We start from the raw sequence: 22,421 nt of genomic DNA, 5'->3' as shown, positions 1-22,421 counted from the left end.
AAGATTATAAAAATTTTAAATGCGAGTTTCTTTTACCATAAGGCTGGATTTAAATATAAATACGGTGGAACTGAATGACTTATTTAATTTCAGGTGGTACTGGACTGGTCGGAAGCTTTCTGATAGATAATATTCAACAAAGAGAATCATTTGACATGCGAGATTACCTTTTTATCTGTAGATCATTAGAAAGTCAAAAGAAAATAGAACAGAAAGGATTAAAAACTATAAAAGCTGATTTAACAGATTCTGAAAGTTTGAAAAATGCAATTCTAGATGTTGATGTAGTAATAAATCTAGCCTCCTTAGCAGATGACTGGGCTCAATGGAGTGAACTCTATAAAGTTAATGTTTTAGGAGTAAAAAACCTTATTAAGGCTTGTATTTCTTCTAATACCGACACTTTCCTAGTTCACACAAGTTCTACGGGAGTTCATGGTCATTATATTCCAGAAATCCCAATTGATGAATCTTTTCCTTTCAATCCAACTAGTATTTATCAAAGAAGTAAATATTTACAAGAAAAAGAAATTTGGGACTTTTCCAAGGAAAATGGTTGGAAAAATTTTAGTATTCTAAGACCACCAAGTGTTATTGGCCCCCGTGATACAAAAACACTTCTGCCTATATTTAATGCAGTTTGGCAGAATAAATTTCCAGTTCTTAAAGGTGGGAATGGATATTCTACATTTATACATCCTTATGATTTAAGTAAAGCATTGTTATTAGTTGCTGAAAATCCAGAAAAAACAAGAGGTCAAGCTTATAATCTTAAATCTTTTGAATGCCTTTTAAAAGACTTTTTACAATTGATTGTAGATACAGTTACTCCTCCAGCTCCTCCTAAAGAAATAAACTACTATTTAGTGTATTCACTTGCAGTTCTTTCCGAAATTTATGCTAAAGTCACAGGAAGACCGACAACTCTAAATCGGTATCGGGTTACTAAATTTTCCAGGTCTAGGCGTTATATTGATAAAAAAATCAAGAATCATCTAGGTTTCAATCCTGAAAAGGATCTAAAGACAACAATTACTGAATCATATGAATGGTTTGTTACGAATAACAAATTTCCCCCCTCTTAATCTAAAATCTGAATTTTTAGATTGAAGAATAATTTAAATTTAATATGAAATAGTTTTTCCGATCATTCTTTGATTGTAGATTAACTTGAGGTAATAAACCAGATGATACTTGGACTTAAGAATCCATTTTTTCTTTCCCCTTTGGCAAATATCACTATTCCGCCATTTAGAAGATTATGTGCTGAGATTGGAGCTGATGTCACAGTATCAGAAATGACATTTGCTCGTGGGCTTATACTTAACCAATTAAAGTCTCTAAATCGGATTCAGAAGTCAAAGCATGAGAAAAAATTTGGAATTCAGTTACTCACGAATAATGTTAAAGAATTAATCGATTCAATCAATATAATAGAAGAACAAAAATTAGCAGATTTTATAGAATTGAATCTTGGATGTCCTAAACGGAAAATAACAAATGCAAATCTTGGAGCAGCTCTGTTAATCCCTAAAAACAGTAGATTATTACTGAATTTACTTGAAACAGGTGGATCAACAACTACAATACCTTTTTCAATAAAAATGCGATTAGGGTTTTCCGAAAAAACCTATCTTAATATTTTAAAACATGCAGAGAAAAATAATATTGCATTCGCTACATTACATGCCCGTTTGGCAATTGATTCGTATAAAATTCCAATAAATGTGGCTAATTGGAATGAAGCAGTTCAAAAAATTACTATTCCTATCATAGCAAATGGAGATATACCTAATAAGGAGATTGGACTAAAAATACTAGAAAATTCTAAGATTTCTGGAATTGCTATTGGCCGTGCAGCACGAGGGAATCCAAAAGTGTTTAATAAGAATTTCCCTCTTTCTTTAGCAGCTCAATATAAAATCTTAATACAATATATGAAAGATAGTAATTTTTTTTCTCCTTTATATGTGAAAATACAATCTAATGATTTTTTGAAGAAATTTCGTTATTCCTCATACCTAAGAAATAAGATTACATCTATGCAAAACCTTGAGGACATTGTTAGCACCACAAGAGAAGCTCTTGAAGCCTATGGCTAATCAAATTGACTTTACAAAAGATATAAATTAGAAATCGTTCTTCAAAGGAATGAATAATGAATAACTTTCTTAGAATTCATGCATTGTAATGATTGATTATAATCATACTCAGTATTGAAAATCCAATCAGATTGAAATTTATCCTTAGTTTGGGTTTAAGATGCCAATTAATCTTAATCAAGAAGCGCAGGTCGAATGGGATAAGTACTTAGAAGCTAATACTATAGAGGAGCAAATTTTTCACTTAGAAAGGTTTCTTGGGGTTTGTGTCAAGCATAAAGGAGTTGAAAAACACCTTGCTATGGCTAAAACTAAATTAAAGAAATTAAAAGCACTACAAGAAAAGAGGAAACAACAGAAAAAAAGCGGAGGGGAGCGATGGCTCATTCCAAAGGGAGAAGATGCTCAAATAGCTATAATTGGAATGGTTAATTCTGGAAAATCATCTTTATTAAATGAAATTGCTCAATCTGAAGCCTCAAAAGTTGGTTCTTATCCTTTTACAACAGTAAAACCCGAAGTTGGGTCTACTACAGCAAAAGGGGCACGTTTACAGCTAGTAGAACTTCCAGCACTAGTTAATGGTAGTGCAAAAGGTGAAATGTCTGGGAAATTGGTACTTGCTGGAGTAAGGAACGCTGATTGTATAATAATAGCTATAGATATTTCTACTGACCCTATAGATCAACTCAAAATAATTATGAAAGAGCTTAACATTGGAAGGATTCGATTAAACTCTTCTAAACCTCCTGTAAGTATTGAAAAAGTTGGAGCAGGTAATATACAAGTATTTAATGACCATTTTTTCGAGGGTGAAGGAAAAGATGCAATAATTGATCTTATGCGATCTAATGGATTTTTGAACGCTATTGTTCGTTTTCATGGTCCTACAAGTGTTTCTCAGTTTATAGATGCCCTAGATCTTTCAATCAGTTATTTACCAGCATTAATTATTGCTACGAAAGGAGATGAAGAAAGATCAAAGGCAGGTTTTTTTGCTCTAAGACAATATATTGATGAAAATGGTCTAAAATTTGATATAATACCAACTTCACAAGTCCAGAAGATAGGATTTGAAAATGTTGAAGAAGTCATTTTTCAAAAGCTGGGGAAAATTAGAGTCTATACTAGAAATATAAAGGGTGAAATTGCTGAAAGACCCATTATTTTAGAAAAAGGTAGCACTGTTGAAAATGCTATAGAAGTTCTATCAAAAAAAATGCTTAAATTCTTCCGTTTTGCACGGATTTGGGGTTTTTCTGCAAATTATGATGGAGAAAAAGTTGGATTAGATCGAATCCTACAAGATGGTGATATAATTCAAGTTTTTGCATAATAACACCTAAGAACATTGTGTTTTCAGATTATCGTAATTATTTATTATTCTTGATATATCATATTAGCTTTCAGAGAAATTTAAAAGGGATTGCATTAATCATGCAATTGTAGAAATCAACATATCTTATTGAAAAATATTCTTTTAAAACTAAAAATAGAGGAATTCAAGGATTAATAGCTTCAAGAATTTTTAAATATTATTTTATTCTTCTTTGTATTAAATGTGGTGAAAAGTAATATGGATCAGTGGTACGTTAAACCTCTTAAAGATCTTTATAATGATCTAAATAGTTCCGACTTAGGACTTTCTACTGAAGAGGCATCCTTTCGCTTAACCAAATATGGGTTTAATGAAATTCAGAAGAAAAAGAAGAAACATCCCTTTTTTACTTTTTTGGCACAGTTTCAAGATCCTTTAGTTATAATATTACTTGTGGCACTAGGAATTTCTGTTTTAATTGGATTATTTTCCCATAATCCAAATGAACAGATAGAATATTTCATTGATTCAATTGCTATTTCAACAATTGTCTTATTTAATGCTTTATTTGGATTTATACAGGAATATCGGGCTGAAAAATCAATTGAGGCGTTAAAATCCTTGGCTGCTCCTTTTAGCACTGTTATTAGAGACGGGAATAAACAAAGAATTGAAGCTCGATTTTTAGTTCCAGGTGATATTATTCTGATCGAGGAAGGTGATAAAATCCCCGCTGATGCTCGATTAATTCAAGCAATGTCATTGTTTGTTGATGAATCGCCTCTTACAGGTGAGTCATTCCCTGTAGTAAAAGAGGTGTCTGATCGGATATTAAGTAATGTTTCTATTGGTGATCGTAAAAATTCACTATTTAGTGGGACAAGTATTACTCGTGGTAGAGGACACGCTTTAATTGTAAATACTGGAATGTCTACAGAATTCGGATTGATAGCAAAAGGATTAATGGAAGATGAAGTTGAAGAAACTCCTCTTCAAAAGCGTTTAACTACTTTAGGAAAGTGGTTAGGTATTGCAAGCCTAACTATTTGTGGAGTAATATTCACTATGGGGATTTTGCTAAAACAAGAAGTAGTTAAAATGTTTATTGTAGCGGTAGGTTTAGCTGTAGCTGCAGTACCTGAAGGATTGCCCGCTGTAGTTACTCTTGCCCTAGCTTTAGGAGTTCAGAGAATGAGTCGAAGTAATGCCATTATCCGTCGATTACCCTCAGTAGAAACTTTAGGAAGTACTACTGTTATTTGTAGTGATAAAACAGGAACATTAACAGAAAATAAAATGACAGTTAGAAGAATTTTAACCACTGTAGGTCAATACACCATATCAGACGATTTAGAGATTAATGAAAACATTTCTAAGATTCTTACCGTTGGAATGGTTTGTAATAATGCTCAACTTTCACCGAAAGGGAATAAAAAAACAGCTGAAATAGGAGATCCTACTGAATTAGCGTTATTGAAAGTCGCTAATCGCTTAAAAATTCACTCTCAATATGAAAGACATTTAGAGGTTCCTTTTGATTCAAATTCTAAACGAATGAGTGTTCTAGTTAGGGATCCAAGTGGAAATTATTTTGTCTTCACTAAGGGTGCTCCAGATGTTCTCATAAACTTGTGTACTTATTATTTTTCTGAAGGAGAAGTTTTAAAATTAGATGAATTGACAAAAAAGAGGTTAGAGGACGATGAACAAGCTGTTGCCCAATCAGGATTTCGAATGCTTGGTATGGCATATAAAAAGCTTCCAGAAGCTAAAGCGGAAATCAACATAATATCTGAAGATACAGAAAAGATTGAAGAACAGTTAATTTATTTAGGAGCTGTAGCAATAATGGATCCTCCTAGAAAAGGTACTAAAAAAGCGATAGAAACGTGTAAAAAGGCAGGAATTCGTCCTATAATGATTACAGGAGATCATTTAAAGACCGCAGTTGCTGTTGCTCAGGAGATTGGATTAATTGATGATGTTTCCGATAGTAGCCAATTTCTTGAAGGGAAACAGCTCGCAAACATGGGTTCTTCTGAATTAGAAGAAGTAATTCATAATACTAGTATATATGCGCGTGTATCTCCTGAGCACAAGTTGAGATTAGTTACTGCCCTTAAAGCAAAAAATGAAATTGTTGCTATGACAGGGGATGGAGTTAATGATGCTCCTGCTTTGAAAAGAGCTGATATAGGAGTTGCTATGGGAATTTCAGGAACTGATGTTTCAAAAGAAGCCTCGGATATGGTTTTGGCTGATGATGATTTTTCTACAATAATTGGAGCAATTAAAGAAGGTAGAACAATTTATGACAATATGAGGAAGTTTATCCTTTATTTATTATCCTGTAATGCAGGTGAAATAATGGTTATGTTCGTAGGTATTGTCATTACGTCTCTATTATATGATGGGCCTATTCTTCCATTAATTGCGATACAAATATTATGGGTTAATTTAGTTACAGATGGCTTACCTGCATTAGCCATGGGTGTTGATCCTCCTGATCCAGATGTAATGATAAGAAAACCTAGAAATCCGCAAGAACCAGTTCTGACCAGAAAATCACTTTATTTTATATTTTATTCTGGAATAATTATTGGGGTCTTAACTTTAATGATTTTCTTAGCATATAATCCTGCAATTGATCATGAACATGAAATTTATGCCAGAACTATGGCCTTTTCACAATTAATTATATTTCAAATGATTATAGCCCTGAACATTAGAAAAGAAGAACACTCACTTCTAGGTAAAGAATTCTTTCGAAATCCCTATTTATTGCTAGCAATTTCCTCTTCCATATTCTTACATTTTTTAGTAATTTACGTACCATTCTTTAATCCATTTTTTGAAACAGTACCTCTTTCCATTACGGATTGGATGGTAATCTTTGGAGTAGGTAGTCTATTAATTATAATAGATGAGCTTCGTACCTTTATTGCTCATAAATTCCCACGTTTTCGGCATTTAGCAGGATATTGGTGATAATTAACATTCGATAAATCCTTTAATAATTCTAATCTTTAAGCTTCAAAGTGAATTTTTTTAAGAAAACCAAAAATTATGAGAATATAAATAAACTATTAAGTTTTGAGTAATTGAGGATCTTTCTTTGACATCTATCCTAAGAATAAGACTTTCACGAATGTTTAATGCTGCAATTTTCTTTTTACTCACATATTTACAGATGATTTTCGTTTCTTGGGTATCAATACGCCAAATTCCTCCTCAAATACCGACTAACACCCCTTTTTCTATGAAAGCACTTCATATTTTTGGTTTTTACATAACCCTAAATCCTTTTGATGAAACTGGAGATATAAACCTTAGATTTACAGCTCTTCTTGTTTTACTCACAGCTGGATTACAGATCCTACTTTTAGCGTTTCTGATTAATATTGTTTTTTCAAATAAGAATATGGTTCAAATATATCCTGAACCACTCTATGGTCCTGCACACTCACCAGAAGAAGCACCACTTGTAGAAAAAACAATTTCATTAGTCACTAAAGTGTCCAATCATGCAAAGATTCGAGTAACGAAAATCTTTGTATATCGAAAAGCTGTGCCTAATGCTTTTAGTTTGGATCTACTTCCAATTCCTTTTTTAAGACGCCCCTACCTTGTACTTAATACTAATGTTTTAGAAATTCTTAATGATAAGGAAATTGAATCTGTAATCGCACATGAATTAGCTCACGTAAAAAATGGAGATAGTTTGGTCAGATTAGTCTTATCAATACCACGAACCTTTTTAACTCTAGCTTATCTTTTTATTTATCTCCAAGTTGGGACTGGGATACTCACTGCAATTTTCGATAGTCAGGATTATCTTGCAGCTCTGAATCGAGCAATTTTTCTTTTATTTGTATATTTGTTAATAGCATTTGTTATGAGATTTACTGTGCATTTTCTTTATTCAGCAAATAGGAATGCAGAATTTTTAGCAGATTATTATGCTGCAGAATTATTTGGGCCTAATGTCCTTATAAATTCTTTAATCCATTTGGGTCAAAGAAGTGAGGCAATGCAGACCTTATATCGTGAAATTGAGTGGTTAGAAGGTTTATCAGGTTCGAGGAAGCCCACAACAGCTTTTCTTCGTATGGTGAATCAAAGATTCCCTAAAAATCAGCTTGATGAAGATATTGCAAGAGAAAATGCTCCTAAAGTATTCCTTGAAGCGAAATTTGATGAGCTCATAAGTAATTATGGAATTGAATTGGATGAGAAAATAAAAAATGAATTGATAGAAAAAGCTGTTCCCGCTTTATTAGAAAAAAGGAGTAAATATTTTGCTGATTTAGATGAAGAATCAAAAGATTTGAAACCAAGTGATTTGAAGCAAAAAACTATTGATTGGAGGTTTTTTGATTCAGATTCGAACTTTATATTAGAGGAAGAGGAAATTGAGAGTTTTATTGAGACATTAATTGCTCAACCCGATAAAATGGTTTTTGAACATGAATTATTAGGAACTAATGAGCAGGATCAGGATCATCCTAACTTCAGAACAAGAGTTTTAGCTGTTTTTAGATTTTTCAATCCCCAACAATATGAAGAAATCTTGAATCGTGTTACCTCCGTAGCTATTAAGGAAAATATTTCAGGTGTGAGAAGTTAATAGTCATATAGGACTTGTTCCAACATTTTTGGGATATCTTTTTCATCTGTTGGCATCAAATGAATTTTTACATTAGCCATCCGTCTTAATTCTCCTAAAATTGGTTTTGTTAACTGGAGTGTCTGTCTTCTTGGGGTCAAGATAATCTTTACATGCTCAATTCGTTTTAAAAGAGGCAAAAAATCTGCTCCACTAGTTGCTAAGAGATCTGAAATCATCACAAGAGATTTATGAGGACTTATACGTTTTAAAAATTCAGAATTTGCCAGCTCAAGAGCTGAGTAAATATTTGTTTTTCCTCCAGACCCAAGATTAACTAATCTATTCGTTAAACTATCAACATTGATGGAAATGTCATTAAATGACTTAAGAAGTTCTGTTGAAGTGTCAAAAACAATAAGCGAGATGTCTTTAAGTTTCATTGATCGACAAAATAGTATTGAGGTTAATATAATCCATTTGAGGTAGAGTAAAACTGAATGACTTTTATCTATAATTAGGATCACATTCTTCTGTTTTTCATATCTTGTGCTGCAAATAACATGCTTATAAGAAAAATACGAGTCTCCTGAACATAAAAAATTTTCTATAGTACGTTCTGTATCCCATTCATTACCAGGAGAATAGGATTGAACATTGGGGTATTTAGATCTGTTTATAGTGTTATATATTTTTTCTGCATGTTTTATTAAGCGAGGAATAATTTTCTGTAAGAGAAATTTGCGATCTTCAGCACTTAAGTATTCCTTAAGTTGAAATATTAATGTAGATGACTCTAAGATTAAATTCAAATCAATTTTATCTAGTTCAATAACCTCTGTAACAATTTTAGGGAATGATTCAGAAATAAGTTCTACTACGTGGATTTCCTTATGCTGAAACGCCTTTCGTGTGAAATCAAAAGCTTTACTTTGGTCAAATTTTTGTTGGGATTGAACTTCATAAATTTGTTCAAGTAGCGAACTTTTAAAGGTGGAATTCACCAGCTTTTGATAGTAGAGAATTGCGGGATCAACGTCCCGCTCTATGAGTTTTTTGTTGGGATTAAAAAAATCGGTTCAGCGAGTTCTTTCAAGCATTCATTCACGGATTTTGCAATATCTGGGTGTAATTTTACTTTTCCTGAATATACTGCAAAAATTGCAGAAAGAACATTTTCAGGAGATAATATTTGACTTTTCAAAAGCTGAGTCAATTGAATTGCAGCTCTTACACTAGCTCCTCTCTCAAAGTACTTTGAAATTCTCGTTTCGTCTGTAAATTTAACAATTTTAGAAATTAGATCATTATTATTATAATTTGTACGTAGCTGAACAATTTGTTCTGCCTCTTGCCCAGACTTATGTGATAATTTTATTAATATACAGCGGTCAAAAAAAGCTTCTGGAAGTGGATTTGTCCCAACGTATTCTTGTGGATTTAAAGTGAAGATCGAATAAAAAGTATTAGTTGCTTCTATTCGATCCATTTGGGGGATGTCAATTTTCCTTTCATCCATTGCTGCTAATACACCATTCAATGATTCACTGGGTGCTCTATTCACTTCATTAAAGAAAAAAAGTCCTCCTTCTTGCATTGCCCTAACTAATGGACCTGCAACAAAACTTTGTTTACTAAAGCCTAATTTCATTACTAATGGAGGATCAAACCATCCCCTTATTTTATTTATAGTAAGATTTTCATCCCCATCAACTCTATAGAATGGCCTTAATAAAACAGATGCTAAGGTTTTTGCTAATTCAGTCTTCCCAGTTCCTGAGTCTCCCTCTATCATTACTGGAATTTGGTTGTCTATTGCTGAAATTATTAAACTAATTTCTGAATCTAAACCGATTAAATTCTTTTTACATAGCTTTAGGAGTGAAACAACATCCATTCTGATACACCTAATTATTTATTCGGTTTGAATTCTTTATTCTGCTTCAAGAAGTGATTTTTTTAGTGAAGCAATTCCAGTTTCTTCATTGAATTCAATCCAACCTTCAGAATGAAGATCTTGTAATAATCGTGCTGCAAAGGCTAATTGAATTGCTGCTGATTTTGCCAGTTCTCCAACTGATGCTTGTCGAATGTCCTGTAAAATAAATAATAAAGCAAATTTAGGATTTTTCGCAAGGTTCACTCGTAAAGTCTCAACCACATCTTTAAGTTTTAAGTTAGATTTTTCCAATTTCTTGTTAAGGTTTGTTGTAGCCATTAAATCTTGAGAAACCTTTTCCAAATCTTTCGATAACTCATTCGTTCTTTTTTCTAGTCTTTCATTAGCTGATTCAAAATCCTTTATTCTCGTTTCTAGTGCTCTAATTTTCGTTTCGAAAATATCGCGTTCTCTTTGAGCTTCAGCCTGTTTTGATCGTGAACTATCTGCTAAATGTGAAATTTCCTCCTTTGCTTCTCTTTGTGTTTCCAATTCTTTTTGAATTTCATCTAATTCGCTTTCTTTAGTTGTAAGTTGAGTTTTAAGATCATTAATTGTTGATTTTTGTTTTTCTTGTTCAATTTTCAAATTTGAGAATGATTCTAGGAGTTTCTCTTTATCTTTTTCTATAATAGTGATTCTTTCGTTTTTGCTCTTGATTTCGATGTCAAGTTCCTCAATCTTTGATTCTAAACTTAAATTAATCTTACGAGTTTCATTAAGTTCTTCTTGTAAAGAATTTAGCCGATTCTGTAAATGTTCTGACACTTCCTGTGTGTCTCGGTCGCTTCTCTCAGCTTTAATTGATAATTCTCGAAATTCTGCTTCTCGTTGATCAAGGTTCTTTTGTAAATCAGTTAATTTTCTCCTTAATTCAACAGCTTCTTGGGCTGTTTCTCCTGAATCTAGAAGGAGATCCTCATTTTCTTGTTCTAGTTCCTCAATTTTCTCTTCTTGGTTTTTGAGTTCCTTTTCTAGGTTAGAGATCCTCGTTCTATAATCTCTCAGTTCGTTTTTTATAGTTTCGCGTTCTTTCTCTCGATTGTTTAATGTTTCTTTAATTTTAATATTTTCTTCAGCCTGTATGGATAAAACTTGAACCTCTGAGGTAAGATTTCCAATTTCAATATCTTTTTTGGCGAGGACTTCCTGCAATTCTTCTATTTCTAATCGAGTAGCCATAAGAGTGTTGCCAATATTCTCAAATTCTGTTTCAAATTTTTCTTTTTCCATAATTGCTTTTTTAAATTCACGTTGTGATTCATCATAAAGTTTTTGAAGACGATTTAACTCCTGAATAGTTTCTTGTACCTTTTTAGAGTCAATTTCTGGTTTACTTTTTAATTGGGAGATCAAAGCTTCTTTTTCTTCTAATAGAATATTTAAATCATTTATTTTCATCTCGAAAGTGGTAATATCAGAGTTTTGTTCTTTCAATTCTGTATTTTCGCGTTTGAGCTGATCTAATTCCTCTATAGTGATTAATGTGACACTAGTATCCATCAAGTCGAGATTATCTACCTCTTTTAAACCTCGCTTTGAAAATTCAGTATGTGTTGATTTATTTATTTCCTGCATCTTTACTTTCAATCCTTCGAGCATTTTTTCAATATCTTGAAGTGTATAATAAGACTTTGGGGATCTTTGAAGAATATTAAGAGCAGATTTGATTTCAGCAGAGATTTGTTGATCTTGAAGTCGCTCTTGTTCTGCTATACTTTGAATGAATGCTAGTTTTGGGTTTATTTTTGCCAAAAAACACACCTTACTACTTTTTTTTTATTTTGATGAATTTTTGTACTTTTTAAATTTAAAATTGTGGATAATACACCAAAGGAATCAAATCCTCTTTGGATCTTTTTTAAGTTCTAGCAAATTTAACTCGATCCATTTGATTCCTTAACCTGCAAGTTTTGTTTTAAATAACTTAATTCCTTATTAAAATCCGGGATTCGACCTTGATATAGATTGAAAAGGGCAAGATCTAAGTGAGAGGTACCATCTTGAGGTTCATAACCAATCATGGTTAATAGCTTAAAATTTTGTTGCTGAACCATCTTTAAAAATGTTTGTACAGATTCTAGATTTTTCTTAATTACATCTAACACTTTTAGTGCACTTTTTTCTCCAGTAGCAAGGTTTTGGGTAAATGATTCAACTTGTGGGAGTAGAATTGTTCTTAATCGACTTCTTAATTCATCTATATGCATTGAACCATCTTGTGCTAATTGATTTGTCCATTCTAGAATAGTTTCAAAATTGCGAAGACCATTCTTTTCAAGCTTAATCCAGTTCAATAATGTCTCCAAAGCGTCTTCAATAGTCACTAGGTGTTTATAAAGTTCATCTGCTGATTTATCATCTGGAGTTTTAAGAATCTTTTTTAATTCTATTAGTGATTGGTATAAATCTCGAAGACCATTCTGATATAAAGGTATTTTAGCGTTATTTTTTTCAGGTAATGCCATTCTATATCGACTCTCTTTTTTCTTCATAAAGAAAGATATGAAGTTTCTTTAAGGAATATACTACGGGTAATTATGTGATGTATATTTTAAATGTATTCAATATGATGACACTTGGGTTACTTTTTTATTCCTTTAAAAAGAAGAGAAGGGCTTTAAAGGAGTTTTGCTTGGATTAGGGGGACTTGACCTATAGCTATTCCTCCATCTCCACAGGGAATTTGATGATGGTAAATTATCTTTTTTCCTAGGTTATTCGCTTCCAAGATTCGATAAAATTCAGAAAATATTACCCTATTGAATGCAACTCCCCCAGATAATCCCACCTTAGATGCTCCATGCTGATTTAAGCAATCTATTGCTACCATTGCAAAGGATTTCGCTATTGCTAATTCAGCTGCATATGCTATTTCAGGTAAAGAGCTATTGGATTGGATCTCATTCCAGATTTCAAATATAAAAGGAGAAGTTTCTATAATAATCTTACCTCCTGACTTAGTAGAAATTGGTAAATCAAAATCTAAATTTTTAGAACGCTTTTTTGCCTTCTCAGCTAAAGATTCTAACTTGATTGCGGGTTCTCCTTCATAAGTTCTTTCACGAGAAGCTCCAAGCATAATACTAATTGTATCTAGAATACGACCTGTACTAGATGTCTGTATAATCTTTTTAGATGTATTTTTAGATAAAGAATGGGTGATTTGAGTACTAAGAATCTGATAATCATCACGTTGAGGAATCCAAGTTAGCCATGGTAATGATTGAAGACAAACAGTTAAGTCATCAATATTGAATCCTTTCAGAAGTATGGAAAGAAGAACTCTAAGAGGATCAACTATAGCTTTATCGCCTCCAAAAAGTATTTGATTTTCTAAATGTGCTACCCGAGTAAATTCTTCATAATTACCCAATAAAATTTCACCTCCCCAAATATTTCCATCAGATCCAAAACCTGTGCCATCCAATGCAACACAAATTATTAAATCATCTGGATTGGCTTTTCCATCCAACGATAATCCGCTTAAGTGAGCATGATGGTGTTGAAATTGATAAAAGGGCACATGAAGTTCCTCGGAGAGTCGATACCCCAATTTTGTGGTAAAAAAATCAGGATGTAAATCACCACCAATGGCTTCGATATTCTTTATACCTAATAACTTTCTGAAATGTTGAATTGAATCGTTAAAAAAATCAATGTTTTCGAGTGTAGACATATGACCGATGTGTTGAGTAGCAAAACATTGATTTTTAAGTCCTAAAGCTCCCACATTATACATTTCAGCTCCCAATGCTAATACATTAGGAGAGGGAGTAGTCCAAGGAAGAGAAATCGGTTCAGGTACATAACCACGACTTTTACGAATAAACAAAGGCCGAGAAGAGCTTGTTAGATCATGAATTCTTAATACACTATCATCAGCACGTTGAAAGATTTCTCGATCATGCAATAAAAAATAATCTGCTATTGGGGATAAATCAGAAATAATCTGTGAATTATTAATCAATGTAGGTAAATTACTTGGATTTGCAGATGTCATAATCAAGGCTGGTTCAGTAGTATTATTCGCAAGTAACACATGAATACCTGCATATGGAAGCATAACTCCGATGTTATGAAGTTTTGGAGAGACAAATTGCGAAAGAAAATAATCTTTATTCTTATTTAATAAAACAATTGGTCTTGCTAAGCTATGGAGAATTTTCTCTTCATCTTCACTGCAATAAGCAAATGATTTAACCTTTGGAATATTCCCAGACATAACAGCAAACGGTTTTTCCCCTCTAGCTCCCTTCCATTGACGTAATCGAATTATTGGATCATCTTGTAGTGTACTACAAGCAAGATGAGTTCCTCCTATTCCTTTAATAGCAATAATATACCCTTCTTTAATTAAAGTATTAATCTCCTGCCATTTTGATTGAAAGCTAAGAGGATCAATAATTATATTTCCTTTTTTATCAATTAATGAATATTTAGGACCACAGTTCCAACAACATGTAGTTTGTGCATGGAATCTACGGTCATTAGGATTAGAATATTCAGTTAAACAATCATTACATAATGGAAATTGATCCATAACTGTACGTGGGCGATCATATGGGAGAGACGTAATTACAGTAAAACGAGGGCCACATTCAACACACGAAGTAAAGGGATAAAACTTCCGACGAGGATCTGAAGTCATTTCTTCAATACAAATATTACAAATAGGTAGATCTGGTGGAATATAACCAGAAGATCCTTGCATCAGTGAACTTTTTTCAATTTTAAATGAATGATAATTGTCTAAAATATCATTTTGGACATTAAAAGCTGTTTGAAAGGATTCATAACGAGCTAGTGGAGGTTTTTTATTTTTAAGATCCGCTATAAAACTATTGATGCTAGTTCTAGTTCCTTTAATCTGTATTTCAACTCCTGCATCCCCACGATTTAATACAAATCCTTGAAGATTATGATTTACTGCAATATTATATACAAAAGGACGAAATCCAATCCCTTGCACAACACCTGTTATTGTTATAGTACAATACAAAGGAAAACCACAATTAGGCTGAAATCTAAATTTTATCAAATTATTACCGTATATAATCTCCTCATGTAAAGGAAAAAAGACGAGATTAAACTAATGGATGAACATGAAAAAAATAATTAAACTTATCAAAGATAAAAAATTTACAATATTTAGTGATTCTAGACCAATAGAAGGGGTATAATTAAGAATGTGTCTTGCAATTCCCGCTCAAGTTGTTAATTTTATTGATAAGACGATGATTCTAGCTGATTTTGGACAAGGTGTTAAAAGAGAAATAAGTATTGCTCTACTTCCTGATGAGGTGAAGCAAGGAGACTGGATATTAATCCATACTGGCTATGCAGTATCTAAGATTGAACCCCAAGAAGCTAAAGAGATTCTTACACTTTGGGAAGAAATATGGGCATCTGAAAAGGAATCTTCTACACCCTCAACTTAAAGGGGAAGACTCAACAAACCCGAGGAATTGGTTCACCAACAGGTTTATCTAATATTCTATGACCCCCAATTCGGGTTTTAAGTAATACTTGGCCTTTTCTATTAGATTTTGCCTCACCAATAATTGCAGCTTTCTTTCCTAATTTTGAACGTTTAATTTCATTAAGAATTTTATCTGCGTCCTCAGGATGAACCGCGAGAATTGCTTTTCCCTCATTTGAGACCAATAAAGGATCTATTCCAAAAATTTCAGAAATTATCCTTACTTCTTCTTTAACTGGTATTGTAGCTTCCTCTAACCAGATAGAAACAGCTGATTTTTTAGCCCATTCATTTAGAACACTGGCTAACCCCCCTCGTGTAGGATCTTTCATCGCATGTATCCTATACTTTAACAAAGGAAGAATGAGGTCAATTAAGGGGGCAACATCCGATTCAAGTGTAGTTTCTAACTCAATACCTTCTCTAATTGCTAACATAGCAAATCCATGGTCACCTAAAGTTCCTGTGGAAATTATTTTGTCGCCAGGTTTTATAGAACTGTCAGTTATTCTCATATTGGGAGGAATCACACCAAATCCAGTTGTATTAATAATTAATGTAACTTCATTCATTGCTGTTCTTGGCATAACCTTAGTATCACCTGCAACAATAGCAATCCCATATTTTGAAGAAATATCGGATATTGTTTTAATTATTTCCCCTAATTCCTGAAATGAAAATCCTTCTCTTATTATTAGTGCTAATGTTATAGCAATTGGTTTTGCTCCCATCATTAGGAGGTCATTTATTGTACCTGAAATAGCTAGAGTCCCAATATTTCCTCCGCGAAAGAAAATGGGTGTCACAGTATATGAATCTGTTGTAACAACAATATTATAATTCTGATTAGCAAAAGGAATAATTGCTCCATCATCAAATGCTTCTACCCCTAATGCATTTTCTGAAGTTTTTTTTATTGCTATTCTATTGGCTATAAATTCAATTAAGAAGTCCATCTTCTTACCCCCATGACCCATGTCCAACTCTATAATTCGTGTATTATCTGTCGTTTCTAGTCACCTGTATACATTGATAATTACATATTATCGAAATATAGTGAAAAGAGCTTAATTTATAGAAATTAATAGTTTTCTTAATTTTTCTTCGTTAAAATTAATCCTTGATTTAACCATTTGATACTTAAATGAAAAGACGAAAAACCACTTAAAAATATCCTCGATTTGATTTGGATTAATTAATAGGTTGTTCTAAAAATATGACAAAAGAATATTATGATTGGGTTCTTTTTGGTGATCATATTCAAACAATGGATTCTATAAATCCTTCTGTAGAAATGATAGCAGTAAAGAATGATAAATTTGTTTATGTTGGTTCTCATAAAGAAAAATTCCTGAAAAATACAACAAATTTCACCAATCTTGCTGAAAAAGCGATCATTCCTGGGTTTATTGATCTTCATACACATCTTTGGAAGGATTCTGGAATTTTATCAGTTGATTTATCAAATATATTAACCTATAGAAAAACATTAGATAAAATTGAAGAAGAGATTTCAAAGAAGAAACCAGGTGAATGGTTATTTGCTTCAAATTGGGATGAATCAAAATGGCTTGATTCTAAAAAATATATTCAAAAAGTAGATTTAGATATAATTGCCCCAAAAAACCCTGTGTATGCGAAAAGAGAGGATGGACATTTAGTAGTAGTTAATAGTCTTGCATTTAAAGCTTTAAATCTTGATTTAAACCATCCTGGAGTAGACAAAGATTCAACTAGAATTCCTTCAGGTATATTAAAGGATGTCTGGATTGATATGACACCATTTTACCAAAATTTAATTCCCAATAGTATTGAAAAAGCCGCTTCTTTCGCTGCATCAAAAGGTATTACATCTGTTGTTGATAATTTAACTATAACACCTGAAGGACAGAAAAATATACTGAAAGCTTATTTTACATTGGATACTGGGAAGAAATTAGGAATTCGAATTTTTCTTAATCCGACTCGAAATTCTCTTAAGCAATTTCATGCAATAGGAATGACTCAAAACTGGGGTTCGTCTTATCTCCGTTTCTCTGGATTCAAAGGTTTTTATGATGGAGCTTTGGGGGCCTATACCGCTTTATTGAGCTCTAGATATGAGGATATTGATACGAATGGCGAAATTTTCTTAAATGACGATGAATTAGTAGCACAAATCAAATTTGCTGAAGAAAATGAATATACCATTTGTATTCATGCAATTGGAGACCAGGCAATTGAGCGTTTGTTAAATTGTTATGAGAAGGCGTTAAAAGGATTAGGAAAAACATTTACTGAAAGACGTCATAGAATTGAGCATGCTGAATGTATTTCAAATCCTCAAATTCAAAAAGCAAAAGAACTTGGAATAATATTATCTATGCAACCAAACTTTTTAAAATGGCAATATCCAGGGCAGTTGTATGAACAAAGACTTGGAAAGGATCGTTTTCTGAAACTCAATCGATTTAACACTATTTTGACTCATAAGGCTCATCTTTGCTTTGGTTCAGATAATATGCCCCTTGATCCACTTTTTGGGATAAGAGAGGCATTAATTTTTCCATCTCATGAGGTACAAATACCCCTGATGGAGGCTGTAAAAGCTTATACTATTAATAATGCTCATGCCTTGTTTATGGAGTCATTACTAGGTAGCATAACTAAAAATAAGTACGCAGATTTTGTTATTTTGAAAAAACCTCTTAATTCAATTGATCCTGAAGAAATAAACTCAAATTTAATTGACTCTACTGTTGTCGGTGGCTCTATCATTTATCAATCAGAATAAAATTAAAGGAATTATTAATGAAATGAAACCTAAAGTACTTTGTACACATCGTATCCCAAAAGAAGGTATTATTTTATTAGAAAAAAACTTTGAAATAGAAGTTTTAGACAAAAATCTATCTATTGATGATCAACTTAAAGAAAAATTGCCTGAAACTAAGTATTTAATACCATTGTTATCTATTCAAATCACAAAACATCATATGGAGCTCGCTACTAACCTTAAAGGAATAGTTAACTATGCTGTAGGTTATAATAATATTGATATTGAAGCAGCAAAAGAATTTGGTATAAAAGTAACAAATACACCTGATGTTTTGACCAATGCAACAGCTGATTTAGTTTGGGCTTTAATATTAGCTGTTACACGAAGGATAATAGAAGGCGATAGCATTTGTCGACGAAATGCGTTTTCTGGTTGGTTTCCAGAATATATGTTAGGTTATGAAGTCACAGGAAAAACACTGGGAATTATAGGTGCAGGTCGAATTGGGAGTGCCGTGGGAAAACGAGGAATAGGCTTTGACATGAAAATTATTTATCATTCAAGGACAAGAAAACCTGAATTAGAAGAAAAATTTGGATTCATTCATTATCCTAGTTTAAAGGATCTACTAAAGGATGTTGATATTCTTAGTTTAAATGTTCCTTATACTGAAGAGACTCACCATTTAATATCTAAAAATGAGTTAGAAGTAATGAAATCTTCTTCTTATTTAATTAATACGACTCGTGGAAAAGTAATAAATGAAACTGACCTGATTGAAGCACTTGAGACTGGATTGATAGCAGGAGCAGGATTAGATGTTTTTTATGATGAACCTTTTATTTCTGAGCGAATGAGAAAGCTGAAAAACATAGTTATGACACCACATTTAGGATCTGCAACAACCAACGCAAGAAATGCAATGGCAGTAATGGTTGCAAATAATATTATAGCAATTGAGGCTGGAAATAGGCCTCCTAATTTAATTCCAGAATTGAATAAAAAAAAATAAAAGGTCTATCATTGAATTTGATGAAGAGACCCTTTACAATACGGACAAACAGAAACTTCCGTTCTACTCAGATCATCATAACAATTTTTACAGATCATTCTAGAACACTGCGTACATTGATATGCTGAATCAGTTGAAGGGTGTTTTGATCCATCTAATTGGCAATAGAATGATTTTCTCTCATCAGGGAAGTACGAATATCCTTTTTCAGTGATGACCTTTGCCCCACAATGTTTGCAATATTTACTACCAGGAATTATTGTTTGTCCACAGCTCGTACAATTATTCGACGATGCAGGAGTAGTTACGTTGGAGGATCCATAGTCCCTTCCGATCAATTTTGCCCCACAATTCTTACAATAAATATCTCCTGCCCTATAGTCATATCTACATCTTTGACACTGACCACTGGAAGATGTTGTAACAACATCAGCAGAAGGAGCCGTTGAGGGGGTAACTGGAGTAACTGTTGTAGTATCTGGAGGTTGACTTTTTCTAGATCTGCGTTGAATTAACGCGATGATTAAAATAATTACAATTATTGCTCCAATAACTAAAAGAATCGGTCTAAAATCAGTCCATCGATCTGTATGGGTTACTCCAGTCTCATAAGAAACATCGAACGTGATTTCGACAGAATAATCAGGATTAACAAACGGATCCAAGTAGACAAAGAAATACCAAGTACCACTACTGGGTACTACAAAGGTACTCTCAGGAACTGTCTCAGTAGGGCCAATATTAACAGGAGCTGAACTGAAGTCATAAACATCTTCAGCAATATAATCAACGATGAAATCGATGACTGCAGGAGTTGCATATGGGTTATACCATACAAGGTACCAATCTTGAGCATATGGAATGATAAATTGATTACTATAATTCCCACTACCAATATATTCATCCTCAGGTACAATTGTTTCCCAATTATTCCATTTATTTAGATCATTCGCGTCTGCAATGAAAAATTCTATTTCACCTGACACCACTTCAAAAGAATAATCCAAAGATGACCCAGGTTTCAAGAAATACCCTAGGTATTGATAGTCATGATCTGCTTGAACAACCATATCATTTTCACTATAGGTTCCTGAACGTTGAGAAGTTGCTGGAAAAGCTTCAAATGGATGATTTGCTATGATAAATGTTACTCCTTGACCCGAAGGACTGATAGCTTCCATCGAATATGTTATAGAACCACCGGTTGACATAGTTTCTCGTTCATACCAATATTCATTATAATATAATGTCTGAGTATCTCTATAATTAACCAATCCATCTGATGAGGCATTAGTAAATGGATATGGAATAATTGCCAGACCAATAATTGGTATTATTAGGAGGACAATTATAATTGCTAAAGCTGCACCTCCGCCCCAATATACAGGAGCATAATACCATGGTCTTCCAGGATATCCCCACCACCAGTTCCAATACCACCAACGTCGGTACCATGGTCTATAATAAGGTCCCCAATAATGTCTATGAGGACGTCTCCAAAAAGTGGAACGACCTGTACTTTGACGACTAGGTGATCGTGAGACTGTCCTTCGTGCTCCAGTACGACCAAATGGACGTCCTGAAGATCTCACACTGCCTACTCGAAAGCTACCACTTCCGCCTCTAAACCCTCCTCCTCGAAATCCGCCTCCTCCACCTCCTCCTCCACGGAATCCACCACCGCCACCGCGAGGCATTGTTTAGTCCTCCTTTATGGTTACTGATGTTTCACGAAAGAAATACTCTCTGGAAACAGCTAGGATAAGTGCAAGAATTGCAATAAAACCAAGAATTAATCCTAGAATATCAATCGAAGCCCCGGAAATAATGTCAGTAACCATTAAAACTAAAAATATGCTCCATTGAATAATTAGATTGATTAGGCCAACTAAAAATCCGATTCCTTTCCAATTCCGACGAATTTTAACTAACTGATAATCAGCATATGACCATTGATAAAGTGCAAAAACACTAAAAAGTCCTAGAATAAGGAAAATAAACCCATAAATCGTGAGACCCCAACCTAAAAGTTGAAATTTTGTAGGAAATTCAATGTATCTAAAGAAATAACCTTGACCATGAGCATCAAAGAGATAATAGGTAGCCTCATAACTTCCTGAGGTAATTAGTGGTGCCTTTAGAAATCCTGTTATTCCAAGCAGTGGAGCAAATATCCCAAACAAGAGATAAATAATAGTCATAAACATTGAAAAGAGAAAATTAATTAATCTGGGATTAGATACTGCAATTAATCCTTTTTGATCCTCATATTTTTCTGGAAGAAAACCCCAGCAATCCATGATCGTAGCAACTCCTAGAAGTTTATCATTCTCAATAACTGGAATGACTGATACATCTAGATCACGCATACGATTAAATGCTACAGAAACTGGAGTCACTTTTTGGACTGGTTCGATTTTGTACATGAAATCAGTTACTTTGGCAACCTGAGTATTAATACCCTCTGCGACTGCTCCACTAACTATATCGAAATCAGCTATAACTCCAAGTACTTTTTCATTATCATCAACTACAATTAAATCTGGAATACCAAGCTCCTTCATTTTAAGAGCTGCATCCTTAACAGATGCTTTCGACGATATTGTATCATATTCATCGTCTATTGCATCCAAATCTTCAATTAAAAACTCTTTTTTACTTGACAAAGGATTCTTATCTCCATTAATCATTCATGTTAAATTTAAATAGCAATATGAGATTAAATAGCTCAGATGACATTATCCAAAGTGAGTTATTATAAATCTTTTAATCCAAGAACATAGAAGAAAAAAATTACCTTAATCAATAAATACGCTAAAGAAGGTTAAAAGTTTATTAGTTTCTATAGAACTTATCTATTCACCTTCTATTTATGCGAATAACGTTATTCCTTGACTTGCTAAGTTAGAAAATTTTTTTAAGGTTCAATAATAATTTCCTTCTGAATGCTTACAGAAAATGATCTAATAAAGATCGAAAACCACTTTTATGGACAAAAGGTAAATTACTAATAATTATGTATAAGAAATACTCACTAAATTTAATAAAGAGAATTAATTCATGTACTAAACATTCTTTTTAGACGAGATAAAGGATTGCCAAATCGTGGAGAGGAATTATTGATAGGATTGGGAAAAGAACTTCAAATTGCATCTACTAAGTCAGCTTAGGGGATACAGATATGGACAGAGTATCAAAATGATC

General features: G+C 33.0%; 16 protein-coding genes. 8 read left to right on the top strand and 8 right to left on the bottom strand.

Annotated features, from left to right (window positions below):
* The first annotated feature begins 74 nt into the window (after positions 1-74).
* The 5 genes from ACWVCY_RS00700 (at position 75) to ACWVCY_RS00680 (ending at position 8,047) form a co-directional block, all read left to right on the top strand.
* A complete protein-coding gene (locus ACWVCY_RS00700) occupies positions 75-1,085 on the top strand; it encodes an NAD-dependent epimerase/dehydratase family protein (protein WP_455139451.1) in 1,011 nt (336 codons plus the stop codon).
* Between the two features lie 102 nt (positions 1,086-1,187).
* Positions 1,188-2,102 (top strand): tRNA-dihydrouridine synthase family protein, encoded by a 915-nt coding sequence (locus tag ACWVCY_RS00695; protein WP_455139449.1) that lies wholly within the window; start codon positions 1,188-1,190, stop codon positions 2,100-2,102.
* A gap of 160 nt (positions 2,103-2,262) precedes the next feature.
* Positions 2,263-3,438, top strand: coding sequence for a GTPase (locus ACWVCY_RS00690; RefSeq protein WP_455139447.1), 1,176 nt, complete (start codon positions 2,263-2,265; stop codon positions 3,436-3,438).
* A 240-nt stretch (positions 3,439-3,678) separates the two neighbouring features.
* The gene (locus tag ACWVCY_RS00685; protein WP_455139445.1) at positions 3,679-6,408 is read left to right on the top strand and encodes a calcium-translocating P-type ATPase, PMCA-type; all 2,730 of its coding nucleotides are present in this window, start codon (positions 3,679-3,681) and stop codon (positions 6,406-6,408) included.
* A 127-nt stretch (positions 6,409-6,535) separates the two neighbouring features.
* On the top strand, positions 6,536-8,047 hold the full coding sequence (locus ACWVCY_RS00680) for a M48 family metallopeptidase (protein WP_455139443.1): 1,512 nt from the start codon (positions 6,536-6,538) through the stop codon (positions 8,045-8,047).
* On the opposite strand, the gene ACWVCY_RS00675 is transcribed toward ACWVCY_RS00680, so the two are convergent.
* From ACWVCY_RS00675 to hypF, 5 genes are all read right to left on the bottom strand, one after another.
* The gene (locus ACWVCY_RS00675) at positions 8,044-9,030 is read right to left on the bottom strand and encodes a VWA domain-containing protein (RefSeq protein ID WP_455139441.1); all 987 of its coding nucleotides are present in this window, start codon (positions 9,028-9,030) and stop codon (positions 8,044-8,046) included. The two genes, ACWVCY_RS00680 and ACWVCY_RS00675, sit on opposite strands and share 4 nt — an antisense overlap.
* 41 nt (positions 9,031-9,071) lie before the next feature.
* Positions 9,072-9,923 (bottom strand): AAA family ATPase, encoded by an 852-nt coding sequence (locus tag ACWVCY_RS00670; protein WP_455139439.1) that lies wholly within the window; start codon positions 9,921-9,923, stop codon positions 9,072-9,074.
* A gap of 36 nt (positions 9,924-9,959) precedes the next feature.
* The gene (locus ACWVCY_RS00665; protein WP_455139437.1) at positions 9,960-11,720 is read right to left on the bottom strand and encodes a hypothetical protein; all 1,761 of its coding nucleotides are present in this window, start codon (positions 11,718-11,720) and stop codon (positions 9,960-9,962) included.
* Between the two features lie 122 nt (positions 11,721-11,842).
* Positions 11,843-12,433, bottom strand: coding sequence for a hypothetical protein (locus ACWVCY_RS00660; RefSeq protein ID WP_455139435.1), 591 nt, complete (start codon positions 12,431-12,433; stop codon positions 11,843-11,845).
* A gap of 152 nt (positions 12,434-12,585) precedes the next feature.
* On the bottom strand, positions 12,586-14,967 hold the full coding sequence (hypF, locus tag ACWVCY_RS00655; RefSeq protein ID WP_455139433.1) for a carbamoyltransferase HypF: 2,382 nt from the start codon (positions 14,965-14,967) through the stop codon (positions 12,586-12,588).
* 187 nt (positions 14,968-15,154) lie between these two features.
* Between hypF and ACWVCY_RS00650 the strand changes: the two genes are divergently transcribed.
* Complete coding sequence (locus tag ACWVCY_RS00650; protein WP_455139431.1) at positions 15,155-15,406, top strand: HypC/HybG/HupF family hydrogenase formation chaperone; 252 nt, start codon at positions 15,155-15,157, stop codon at positions 15,404-15,406.
* Positions 15,407-15,416: 10 nt separating this feature from the next.
* Here ACWVCY_RS00650 and hypE read toward each other — a convergent pair whose 3' ends face one another.
* Positions 15,417-16,424 carry a hydrogenase expression/formation protein HypE gene (gene hypE / locus ACWVCY_RS00645; RefSeq protein ID WP_455139429.1) on the bottom strand — a complete coding sequence of 336 codons (1,008 nt, stop codon included), beginning with the start codon at positions 16,422-16,424 and terminating at the stop codon, positions 15,417-15,419.
* Between the two features lie 239 nt (positions 16,425-16,663).
* Here hypE and ACWVCY_RS00640 point away from each other — a divergent pair, with 239 nt between their 5' ends.
* Positions 16,664-18,220 carry an amidohydrolase gene (locus tag ACWVCY_RS00640; protein ID WP_455139427.1) on the top strand — a complete coding sequence of 519 codons (1,557 nt, stop codon included), beginning with the start codon at positions 16,664-16,666 and terminating at the stop codon, positions 18,218-18,220.
* 22 nt (positions 18,221-18,242) lie between these two features.
* Positions 18,243-19,217, top strand: a complete 975-nt coding sequence (locus ACWVCY_RS00635) for a 2-hydroxyacid dehydrogenase (RefSeq protein ID WP_455139425.1) — start codon at positions 18,243-18,245, stop codon at positions 19,215-19,217.
* Positions 19,218-19,225: 8 nt separating this feature from the next.
* On the opposite strand, the gene ACWVCY_RS00630 is transcribed toward ACWVCY_RS00635, so the two are convergent.
* A complete protein-coding gene (locus ACWVCY_RS00630; protein ID WP_455139423.1) occupies positions 19,226-20,914 on the bottom strand; it encodes a zinc ribbon domain-containing protein in 1,689 nt (562 codons plus the stop codon).
* A 3-nt stretch (positions 20,915-20,917) separates the two neighbouring features.
* Positions 20,918-21,883 (bottom strand): CBS domain-containing protein, encoded by a 966-nt coding sequence (locus ACWVCY_RS00625; protein ID WP_455139421.1) that lies wholly within the window; start codon positions 21,881-21,883, stop codon positions 20,918-20,920.
* Positions 21,884-22,421 lie beyond the last annotated feature (538 nt).

This window comes from Candidatus Hodarchaeum mangrovi (assembly GCF_975850365.1).
This window is presented reverse-complemented; position numbering and strand designations above follow the sequence as displayed.